We start from the raw sequence: 10,477 nt of genomic DNA on the forward strand, positions 1-10,477 counted from the left end.
ACCATGACTCCCGACGACATCGACCAGGATAAACTCGCCGCCGAATGGGCCGCCGCCCTGGATGACCAGGACGACAAACCGGCCTCCCAAAACGACATCGACGCGCTTTTTGACCAGCCTTCCGGCGGCGGCGGCGGCGGCGGCGATGACGCCCTGGCCGCCGAATGGGCCGCCGCCCTGGCCGACGAGGAGGAAACCTCCATCAAGCGCGAACGCGACCAGGAAGCCATGTCGCGCCAAAGCGCCAAGGCCAAGTTCAAGGACATGACCCCCGAAGCCAAGGCCCAGCGGCCGGAAAACATCCGCCGCGACCTCGACTTCATCCTGGACATTCCGCTGGACGTCTCGGCCGAACTGGGGCGCACCAAACTTTTAATCAACGAACTCCTGCAACTCGGCCAGGGCTCGGTCATCGAACTCAACAAGCTGGCCGGCGAACCGCTGGAAATCTACGTCAACGGCAAACTCGTGGCCCGGGGCGAAGCCGTGGTCATCAACGAAAAATTCGGTGTGCGCCTCACCGACATCATCAGCCCCATCGAACGGGTGAAACAGCTTGCCTGATCCAGCCGCCGCCCCCCTGCCCGCCGTCGAGTACGGCCTCACCGGCGTGGCCCTCAAGATGGGCCTGACCCTGGCCGTGCTGCTCGGGGTCATCTTCGCCGCCTTCTGGCTGCTGAAACGCTACGGCCCCAAGATCGGCCTGGGACCGGGCGGTCGGGGCGGAAGCCTGCGCCTCATGGACCATCTGCCGGTCGGACCCAAGAAATCCGTAGTAGTGGTGCGGTTCTTGAATAAAGATCTGGTGCTCGGAGTCACCGACCATACCATCACCCGCCTTGCCGAGGTCGATCATGCCGCAAACGCCGATTTCGCCGACGCCCTGGCCGCCAAGACGGTCCAGCCCGATGACGCGCCCTAGCCGCCTTTTGGCCCTGGCTTTCTTCACGGCGCTGCTGGCCGTCCCGGCCTTGGCCCTGGCCCAGGACGCGCCGTCGCTGACCCTCTCCCTGGCCGCCGGACAGACCTCGCCCGAACGCGTCTCCACCTTGCTCGAAATCCTGTTCGCCCTGACCATCCTGTCCCTGGCCCCGTCGTTCGTGCTGACCGTCACCTCGTTTACCCGCATCATCGTGGTGTTTTCCTTCCTGCGCCAGGCCATGGGCGTGCAGCAGGTGCCGCCGACGCAAATCCTGGCCAGCCTCGCCATTTTTCTGACGGCCGTCATCATGTACCCCACCGGCAAGGCCATAAACGACAACGCCCTGCAACCCTACCTGAACGAGGAAATCGGCTTCACCGAAGCCCTGAAAAAAGCCGAAGCCCCTCTTCGCGAATTTCTCTTCAAACACACCCGCGAAAAAGACCTGTCCGTCTTCTACACCATCACCAAGATGGAACGCCCCAAGGACAAGGGCGAAGTGCCGACCATCATGCTGGCCGCCGGGTTCATGATCAGCGAACTCAAAACCGCGTTTACCATCGGCTTTTTGATCTACATCCCGTTTCTCATCCTCGACATGGTCATCTCGTCCATCCTGCTGGCCATGGGCATGATGATGCTGCCGCCGGCCACCATCGCCATGCCGTTCAAACTGCTGTTGTTCGTGCTCGTGGATGGTTGGGGGCTCATCGTCGCCTCGCTGGTCAACTCGTTTACGACGACGTGAGCAGGGAAGCGAAGAGCGTGAAGAGACGATAAGAGAAGAGGCCTCCGGCGGCCAAAGGGGCTGAGCCCCTTTGGAAACCCCACGTGAAGAAAGGCCATTGCCGCCGCGTTTGGCGGCATTACTTGAAACGAGATAGTGCGGCGCGCTCAAACACGCCGCGCAAGCCATAAGGAGCATACGCCATGACCACGGATATGGTTGTCGCCCTGTCGCGCCAGGCCATCGAGCTGGCGCTGTTCCTGGCCATGCCCATGCTGGCGGTGAGTCTTGTCGTCGGCGTGTTCGTCTCGGTGCTCCAGGCGGCCACCCAGATTCAGGAAATGACGCTTACTTTCGTGCCGAAGATCCTGTCCATGTTCATCGCGCTGCTCTTGGCCTTCCCCTGGATGATGGACAAGATGCTCAATTTCACGCGGGAGCTTTTCATGAATATCCCGACGTATTTGCGCTGACGCGGGTTTTCTTCAGGGCGTCGCGCTGTCCGGCGCGATTGACTGTCCCCCGTCTACGCCGTAATCCCCGAAATGGCCGCATGTGGAGATGTTATCCACTCCAGAAAGAAATGGACGCCTCTCGGTTCCTTGCGGCCTTTTTCTTTTGCTTTTCCGGGATGTGCCCCGCATCCATCCGCTAAATCCACGCCCGCGGCCCTCACCCCCTTTACCCCTTTCTTCAGTCGGGGGGTCCGGGGGCCTCAGGCCCCCGGCCGCCGGAGGCATTCCCTCTTCTCCTCGTCCACCCTACTTGCCGAAAAACTCCCCCTTCGCTTTCACAAACGTCAAGGCGGCCTCGAAGGCTTCGGGGGTGTGGGGTTCGAAGGTGGCGGTGGGGGTCAGCTGGCGGGCGCTCAGGCCGGCGAAAATCGCTTCGAAGGGGATTTCGCCCTGGCCGGGGCCGAGGTGCTGGTCGAAGGAGCCGTCGTTGTCGTGGAGGTGCAGATGCAGGAGGAAGGGAGCCAGGGCGTCGAGCCAGGCGTCTAAATTGCCGCGTTTTTTGCCTTCGGCGAAGCTGTACCAGTGGCCGACGTCAAAACAGGCCCCGACGGTTTCGGCTTCCTCGGCCGGCAGGCGCTCACGCAGGGCGACGATGGTCCCGGAAACGGTCTGGGGATCGGTCTCGTGGGTGTTTTCCAGGCAAAGGGGCGGATGGCCGGGCCAGGCGGCCAGCACGGCCGCCCAGGTGTCGGCGCTGCGCTGGGCCCAGTCGGGGAACGAGCGGATGTAGAGGAACCGGTCGTAGGCGGCGTGGCCGACCATGCGGCGCGGGCCGTAGATGGCGGCCGTTTCCATGGCCCCCAGCAGCCGATCGCGGCTGGCGGCCCGGATACGGGCGTCGGCGCTGCCGGGCTGGAGATCGAAAAACGGCAGATGCACGGTGACGGGCACGCCGGCGTCGGCGAAAAGCCGGGCCAGTTCGCGGTGAAAGGCGGCGTCGGTGGCGTCGAGAAGCAGGGGGTCCAGGCCCAACTCGGCCGGCACGCCATCGAGCAGATGACGGTGCAGGAGCCTGGGCTCGCGCCGGGCCACCCGCAGATTGCAGTTCACGAAATAGCGCGACATGGATCCGCTCATTCCTTGGGCAGGGGGTAGACCTGGGCGAAAATGGGCTTGCCCGAGGGATCGAGGATGACCAGGCGCAGGCCGTAGATGTCGCGAGCCTCAAGCTTGGCCGGCAGCGGCAGGCTGGCGGCTATCTGCTTGAAGCGCTGGATCTGAAACGACAGCTCGTCCTTTTCGGGTTTCAGCGGCCACAGCGTGCCGTCGTTGGTGACAACAAACGCCTCGGCCTTGCCCACCAGCCCGGTCTGGGGCGTGACGTTGCTGAGGTCGAAACCGAGGTTCAGGCGTTTGTTGTCGATCTTGAGCTTGAGATTGTCCACGCCGGCCTGGCTGGCATCGACGCGGGCCAAAATCTTCGACAGATCGACCCGGTCCTTGGCGGCTTCGGCGGCCGGCTGGGCCGGTTCCTTGCGGTCCTCGGGCCGGACCTTGAACCAGTCGGGCTTGTCAGGATTGTAGGAACCGAGCAAGGTTTCGAGTTCGGTGGCGTCCTTGGAGCGCAGGGTGCGCTCAATATTCTCCAGGCGCATAAGGCTTTCGCCGGCCGCGTCGATCTCCTGGCGCAGGACGGCGGTCCGGGCCGCGTCGTCGCGGTTGGCCTGGTAGAGATGGTAGGCCACGGCCACGGCCGCGCCCAGAACCAGCAGCAAGGCCAGGGGCGTGAGCACAAGGGTTCTGACAAGCCAGACCGGCAGGCGGTAACGCCCTACCCCGGCCGCATCGCGCAAAATGAGAATGTCGATCCGGCCGCTGCCCGCCATTTACATCCTGCTCCATTTTTCTTCGACGATGGCGAATCCGTTGCCCGAGGGAGCCAGATAGAGTGTCTTTTTGCCCCGGTCCGACCCGCCGTCGCGGCTTTCGTAGTCCTGGACGAAGGTCACCACGTAGCCGTCTCGGCGCGGAGTGATCTTCACGTCGGAAAACGTGACTTTCTTCGGGGCCTTGTCCTTCCAGAGGTCGGCCTTGCGGGAGCGGATGGCCTCACGGCCCTTGCTGTCGCCCTGGACGGCGCTGTCGGCGTAGAAAGAGGCGTATTCGCCCACCCGGCCGCGTTCCCAGGCGGCCCGCCAGGCTTCCACCATGGCTGCGGCGGCGGCTTCCTTGCCGGCCTTATCGGCCTTGTCGGGCTTGGCCGGGGCCTGGGCAGCTACAGGCGCAACGGGCTGGCCGGCGGCCGCCGTGGAAACGGCCGGCGCAGGAATTTCGACGGCTGGGGCCGGCTTGGCCGATTCGGCCTTGGGCGTGGCGGTGGCCACGGCCACCGCAGACGGCGCGGGCCCCAGGGCCAGGCCGACGGCGGGGCGCTGCTTGGACCAGCGTTCCTTGGCGATGACCAGTTTGCCGCCGGCAGGGACCAGGGACAGGGTTTTGAACCCGGCGCTTTCACGGCCGCCGGCCTTGCCCTGGTAGTCCATGGCGCAGACCACGGTGAAACCGTCGCCTTCGGACGCGGCAGACAGCACTTCCATGGTCACGCGGCTTGGCGGATGGCCCTGCCACAGCCCGGCCTTCTGGCGGCGGATGGCCTCCTTGCCCTTGAGGCTCCCCTGGACGGCGTTGTCGGCGTAATGGGCCAGATAGTCCTCGATGCGGCCGCGTTCCCAGGCGGCGCGCCAGCTTTCCACGGCGGCGCGGATGGCGGCGGCCTGTTCGGGCGCGACCGCCTTGGCGGCGGGAACCGGCGGCGCGGCCGGTTCCGGGGCCTTGGCCGCCGGAGCTGGTGTCTCGACGGGCTGGGCCACGGGGGCCGGCGGAACAGCCGATTTTTCCGGAGCCTGGGCCACCTGAATCGGCGCTGCCGGGGCAGCGGGAACGGCAGGAGCGGCCGGCGGCGGCGGCACGACCTTGGCGGCGTCGGTGGCGAAAGGCGACACCCCGGGCTTGACCGGTCCGGTCTGGGCCACGTCGAGGATGGCATGGTCCTCGGGGGTGGGCGGAACCTTGAGCGGCAGGGAATGGAAGGCTTTCTGGGCCACCTTCTCCATGGCCGCCTGATGGCTGTCCATGAGTTGCTTGGCTTGCGTTTCCTCTTCGCTGGGGGCGTCGGGCGGCGTGGTGACGGTTTCGGCTTCGTTGGCCAGGGCCTTGCCGGTCTTGGCGTTGGCGGCCAGCAGCGTGGGCGATTCCTCGTACTCCATGCCGATGATGCGGAAACGGTCGTCAGTGCCGCGCTGCCAGTACAGGCGTTTGACGCCCTGGGAAACCAGGGTCGGCGAGCGGTAGACCTGGACGAAGTAGGTCACCCAGTAATCCGGTCCGGGAAGCGCCCGGATGTCGGACAGTGTGACCTGAATCCAGGGCAGGGATTTGAACAACCGTTCCTTTTGGGACCGGAAAGCGGCGAAGGGCTGGCCTTCGGAGATGGCGAATTTTTCGGCGTCGTGGAAGCCGAAAAAGGCTTCGGAGCGCTCAGCCCAGGCCTTGCCCCAGGCTTGGGTGGCTTCCACCACTTCCTTGGCCTCGGCCCTAAGGCGCGGGGCGTCGGCGGCAAGGCGCACCTCGTCGGCGATGATGACCGGCGTGCCCAGGGCCAGATCGTTATCCAGGCGATGGAGATCCGGGGTATTCAGCGCCACGCAGCCCTGGGTCACGTAGGGGACGATGGAATTGCCCCGGCCGTGGATCCAGATGCCATGGCCGGTCTTTTTGCGCACCACGTCGGCCGGATTGGGGAAATTGAGCGGAAAGGCCAAGTCGCCGTAGAGTTCGTAATTGAGTCCCGAAGCCTTGCGCCGGACGATGAAGTAGACGCCCTCGGGGGTGCGCAGGTCGCCTTCCTTGAACTTGTCGCCAAGGAGCTGGCCGGTGGCGCAGGGCAAAAACTCGGCCACCCGCACCGGGCTTTGGCGCGAGAGCAGGAAAAAGGCCTGGGACTTCTTGTCCACGGCCACGGACAGCTTGGGAAACCACTGCGTGTCCACCACGTCCGCCGTCCATTCCGCCGCCGCCGGACGGTACGGCAGCAGCAGCAGGACGGCGAGGACAAGGGCGTGGCCGAATCGTTTCATGCGTGCTCGCGTCAGGAGGCCGGTTGCTCTTTGGCGGCGGCGACCAGGGCCTCACGGGTGAAGATGGACAAAAGCGGAAAGCCCCGCTCGGCCAGACGCTGGCTGCCGCCTTCGTTGCGGTCCAGCACGGTCACCACGGCGCCGATGGTCAGTCCGGCGTCCTGGACCCGGTCGATGACGGTGACAAGCGTACCGCCGGTGGTCACCACGTCTTCCAGCAGCGCGACCTTGTCGCCGGGCTGGAAATTGGACAGCCCTTCCAAAAACTGATTTGTGCCGTGGCCCTTGGAGGCCTTGCGCACGATAAAGGCCGGCATGGGGCGATGGCGCAGAAACGAGGCCACGGACACGGCCGTGACGAGGGGATCAGCCCCCAGGGTCATGCCGCCGACGCCGACGATGTCGGCCGGCAGCAGGTCGAAAAGCAGATTGCCGATGAGCCAGGCCCCTTCGGGGTGCAGGGCGGTCTGTTTGCAGTCGAAATAGTAGTCGCTCTTGCGCCCGGAGGTCAGGGTGATTTCCCCGGCGCGGTAGGATTTTTCCATGAGCAGGGCGGCCAGGCGGCCCCGCATGGCGGCGGCGTCAAGATTTTGCGGACAGGACATGGTTATCCTCATTGCGGCCCTTTGCTTTTGGCATACAAAAGCCCGGCCTTTTTGAAAAGCGGTTCATCGTAAACGGCCATCGCGCGCTTCCCCCATGTTGGGGGTCCGGGGGCCTAAGGCCCCCGGCCGCCGGAGGCATCTTCTCTTCTTCTCGATCCTACCCGAAAACCCTGGAATAAATAAGGTCTTCGTGGGCGAGGTAGTAGGTCGGGTCGAACAGGGCGTCGAGGACGGCCGGCGCGAGCTTGGCGGTGATGGCCGGATCGGCCCGGACGGCGTCGGGGAAGGACTTGCGGCCTTCCCAGCAGGCCATGGCCACCCGCTGCACCAGCACGTAGGCTTCCTGGCGGTCCATGCCGGCCTCGATGAGCGCCAACAGCACCCGCTGGGAGTAGAACAGGCCAAAGGAACCCATGAGGTTGCGGGCCATGTTGTCCGGGTTGACCTTGAGGTTCTTCAGGATATTGGTCAACCGGGCCAGGGTGTAGTCGGCCAGGATGGTGGAATCGGGCATGATGACGCGCTCCACCGAGGAATGCGAGATGTCGCGCTCGTGCCACAGCGGCATGTTTTCCAGCGAGGCCAGGGCGTTGGTGCGAATCAGGCGCGAGAGGCCGCAGAGGTTTTCGGCGGAAATCGGGTTCTTCTTGTGGGGCATGGCCGAGGAGCCTTTCTGGCCCTTGGCAAAGCCTTCCTCGGCTTCGAGGACTTCGGTGCGCTGGAGGTGGCGCAGTTCGGTGGACAGGCGCTCCACGCCGCCGGCAATGAGCGCCAGGGCGGTGAAAAAGGCGGCGTGCCGGTCGCGCTGGATGATCTGGGTGGAGATGGGATCGACCGCCAGCCCCATGATGTCCATGGCGATGGCTTCAACCCGGGGATCGAGGTGGGCGTAGCCGCCCACGGCCCCGGAAATCTTGCCCACGCGCACGCCGGTTAGCGCCGCGACGAAGCGCTCGCGGTGACGGGAAAATTCGGCGTAGAAAGACGCCATCTTCATGCCGAAGCTCAAGGGTTCGGCATGGATGCCGTGGGTACGGCCGATCATCAGCTGGCCCTTGAAGCGCATGGCCAGGTCCTTGATGGCGGTAAGCAACCCGTCGAGGTCGGCCAGGATCAGGTCGCCGGCCCGGCCAAGCAGCAAGGCGTTGGCCGTGTCCACGATGTCCGAGGAGGTGCAGCCCAGGTGAATGAACCGGGCCGAAGGGCCGACGCGCTCTTCCACGGCGGTCAAAAAGGCGATGACGTCGTGGCGGGTGGTTTCCTCGATTTCGAGGATGCGGGCCACGTCGAAGCCGGCTTTTTCCCGGATGACGGCCATGTCGGCCTCGGGAACGCGGCCAAGCCTGGTCCAGGCCTCGCACACGGCCAGCTCGACTTCGAGCCAGGCGGCGAAACGGTTTTCCAGGGACCACAGGTCGCCCATGGCTTTGCGGGTATAGCGCTCGATCATGCGTGCTCCTTGGGCGTTTGGGCCTGGTCATCATCCTCGGGGTGTTCTTCGGCGGACAGCGGCACGGACGGGTCCCGGGCGAGCTGGGGCACGTCCACGGGCGTTCCCTTGACGGTGTCGTTGCCGTCACGCTTGAACGTGCCGGGGCGTCTTTGGACGTAGTCGGTGGCGTGAAAGCCGCTGCCCTTGAGGGCGAAGGCGGACAGGGAGACGATGCGCGGCGCGCTGCGGCCGCAGGCGGGGCAGGGAGCCTGTCCCGTGTCCACGGTGCGGCACAGTTCCTCGAACACCCGGCCGCAGGCGGGACACTCGAACTCATACAAGGGCATGTGCCCCTCCGGAAGTCGTGCAAAAAGCCGGGCAGGGATTGGCCCGACCCGGTTTTTGCGCGCTTTGCTGCGTCGTTACGTCGCGCAAACAGGCCGCGACGCCGCAAGGCCGCCCGGCGTTTCCATCATTTCCAATAATACGCGCGATTATCAGAAAACATCAGGCCAGGGCCTGAAAGGCCTGACGGCCATGGCGCAGGGCGGCGGCAGTCGCGGATGGCGTCGGCCGGCGGGCCAACCAAGCAGGCAGCCGGCGACACCCGGTAATCGAAAGAATCGGCCGGCCGGAACTAGGCCTTTTTGGCGGCAATGGCCTGACGGACGCGCTCCTTGAGGCGTTCCTTGCGGCGCTTGCGGCGACGATCCAGTTCCTTGTGGCGCTCATGCTTCTTATGCTTGGACATGGGAATTCCTCCTATCGGGTGAAAGAACCCGATGCGGTATATCAAGGCCGGGCGTTTGTAAAGACGCCTTCGTCCGGTTGCCGGGCCGGAGCTGCGAAAATCCCGGCCCGACCCATGCCGCGGCCGATGGGCCGGACCAGAGGGTCGCCGGCCGCCAAGAGCCTGGCCAACCCTCAGGCCCGTGGCGGTCGGCGGCAGGGCCAGAGCGCTATTCCGAGGGAATCGGCTCCACCGGCTCGGTCAGCAGGAACTTGCCCTGCTCGATTTTTTCTTTCAATTTTTCGGCCACTTCCAATGACATGGACAGGCTGGTCAGGGGCACGGCCTGGGTCTTTTTGCCGTTGACCATAATCTCGCCCGTGCGGCACTCGGCGTAGGTCACAAGCCCCAGCGACCGGCCCACGCCGTTGGGATAGTCGTGGCCATAGTCCTTCACCGGCATTTCGATGTCCGCGTCGGACACGCCCGTGAAAAAGGCCATGTCTTCATTGAGAATGGGAATGGGAATGCCGATGCCCATGGCCAGGGACACGCCGTACCCGAGGATGGACACGGCCCGCACGTAGCGGGGGCTCATGCCCTTGAGGTCGCCCTTGACCATGAGCGTGCCCGAGGCGGAAATGGGGATGCCGCGCTCGTTGCGCTTGGGCTTGGGATCGTGCTGGGTGCCGGCCCCGATGACGTAGCCGACCCCGCCGCCCATGAAGATACGCGTGCCAAGGCCTATGGTCTTCAAATACGGGTCGTTGAAAAGCGGCGACAACTCGCCGGCGGTGGCGAAATTGGCGTTTCGGGCGTTGGGCTTAAGCGGCCCCATGTAGGTATAGATGATGCGGCTGGTGAGGTTCACGGCCACATTGTAGTTCTGGTAGCAGTTGCGGGGATTTAAAAGCTGGGCGTACTTGAGGTCGGCCAGGGTCACGTCCTTTTCCAGTTCCCGGCGCGGATAGCAGTCCGTGCCGTAGGATTCGCAGAAAAGACGCACGGCCTTGCCCCGCAGCAGATCCTCGATGACATGGGCCCCGCCGTACTTGAAGCGGCCGGGGTGGATCTTGTTGAGGGGATCTTCCTTGGGCAGTTCGGTCGCCCCGATATAGGCGTCCACGGCGGCCAGGCCGGCGTGGGCCGGGACGTTGTTGAGCCGCACCTTCTGGGCCTTGAGGGTGGGCGGCTCCTGGCCGAAATTAAAAAGCATTCCCGAGGAGCACATGGGCGAGAAGGTGCCCGTGGTCACCACATCCACTTCCTTGGCCGCCTTGACCTTGCCGAGACGCCGCACGGTCTCGACCATTTCGGCGGCGGTCAGCACCACGGCCTTGCCTTGCTCAATGCGCCGATTGATTTCGGCGACGGTCTTTTTCACCTCATGGGTCATGCCGGAAATCTCCTCCTGCCGTCGTTTCGCGCCCGGCGGGGCCTTTTTTGGCCCATTTCAGCCGTCTTGGCAAC

At 64.7% G+C, this 10,477-nt stretch carries 11 protein-coding genes; 4 read left to right on the plus strand and 7 right to left on the minus strand.

Going from position 1 to position 10,477, the window contains the following annotated elements; translation table 11 throughout:
- Positions 1–3 precede the first annotated feature (3 nt).
- From fliN to fliQ, 4 genes are all read left to right on the plus strand, one after another.
- Positions 4–564, plus strand: a complete 561-nt coding sequence (fliN, locus tag C3Y92_RS20180; RefSeq protein WP_129355704.1) for a flagellar motor switch protein FliN — start codon at positions 4–6, stop codon at positions 562–564.
- Positions 557–922: a flagellar biosynthetic protein FliO gene (gene fliO / locus C3Y92_RS20185; protein ID WP_129355706.1), complete on the plus strand. Its 366-nt coding sequence runs from the start codon at positions 557–559 to the stop codon at positions 920–922. Before fliN ends, fliO begins: the two co-directional genes overlap by 8 nt.
- On the plus strand, positions 909–1,670 hold the full coding sequence (fliP, locus tag C3Y92_RS20190; RefSeq protein ID WP_207214014.1) for a flagellar type III secretion system pore protein FliP: 762 nt from the start codon (positions 909–911) through the stop codon (positions 1,668–1,670). The genes fliO and fliP overlap by 14 nt, the downstream gene beginning before the upstream one ends.
- Positions 1,671–1,852: 182 nt before the next feature.
- Entirely contained in the window at positions 1,853–2,122 is a 270-nt protein-coding gene (gene fliQ, locus C3Y92_RS20195; RefSeq protein WP_129355708.1) for a flagellar biosynthesis protein FliQ, read from the plus strand.
- A gap of 288 nt (positions 2,123–2,410) precedes the next feature.
- Here the strand turns inward: fliQ and C3Y92_RS20200 are convergent, their stop codons facing one another.
- From C3Y92_RS20200 to C3Y92_RS20230, 7 genes are all read right to left on the minus strand, one after another.
- Positions 2,411–3,229 carry a sugar phosphate isomerase/epimerase family protein gene (locus C3Y92_RS20200; RefSeq protein ID WP_129355710.1) on the minus strand — a complete coding sequence of 273 codons (819 nt, stop codon included), beginning with the start codon at positions 3,227–3,229 and terminating at the stop codon, positions 2,411–2,413.
- 8 nt (positions 3,230–3,237) lie between these two features.
- A complete protein-coding gene (locus C3Y92_RS20205; RefSeq protein WP_129355712.1) occupies positions 3,238–3,990 on the minus strand; it encodes a hypothetical protein in 753 nt (250 codons plus the stop codon).
- Entirely contained in the window at positions 3,991–6,240 is a 2,250-nt protein-coding gene (locus C3Y92_RS20210) for a L,D-transpeptidase Cds6 family protein (protein WP_129355714.1), read from the minus strand.
- A gap of 11 nt (positions 6,241–6,251) precedes the next feature.
- The gene (gene pyrE / locus C3Y92_RS20215; protein ID WP_129355716.1) at positions 6,252–6,845 is read right to left on the minus strand and encodes an orotate phosphoribosyltransferase; all 594 of its coding nucleotides are present in this window, start codon (positions 6,843–6,845) and stop codon (positions 6,252–6,254) included.
- 157 nt (positions 6,846–7,002) lie between these two features.
- A complete protein-coding gene (gene purB / locus C3Y92_RS20220) occupies positions 7,003–8,295 on the minus strand; it encodes an adenylosuccinate lyase (protein ID WP_129355718.1) in 1,293 nt (430 codons plus the stop codon).
- Entirely contained in the window at positions 8,292–8,624 is a 333-nt protein-coding gene (locus tag C3Y92_RS20225) for an FmdB family zinc ribbon protein (protein ID WP_129355720.1), read from the minus strand. The genes purB and C3Y92_RS20225 overlap by 4 nt, the downstream gene beginning before the upstream one ends.
- A 612-nt stretch (positions 8,625–9,236) precedes the next feature.
- The gene (locus tag C3Y92_RS20230; protein ID WP_129355722.1) at positions 9,237–10,403 is read right to left on the minus strand and encodes a homocysteine biosynthesis protein; all 1,167 of its coding nucleotides are present in this window, start codon (positions 10,401–10,403) and stop codon (positions 9,237–9,239) included.
- Positions 10,404–10,477: the final 74 nt, after the last annotated feature.

Origin of the sequence: Solidesulfovibrio carbinolicus (assembly GCF_004135975.1) — a bacterium.
Classification (GTDB): domain Bacteria; phylum Desulfobacterota; class Desulfovibrionia; order Desulfovibrionales; family Desulfovibrionaceae; genus Solidesulfovibrio; species Solidesulfovibrio carbinolicus.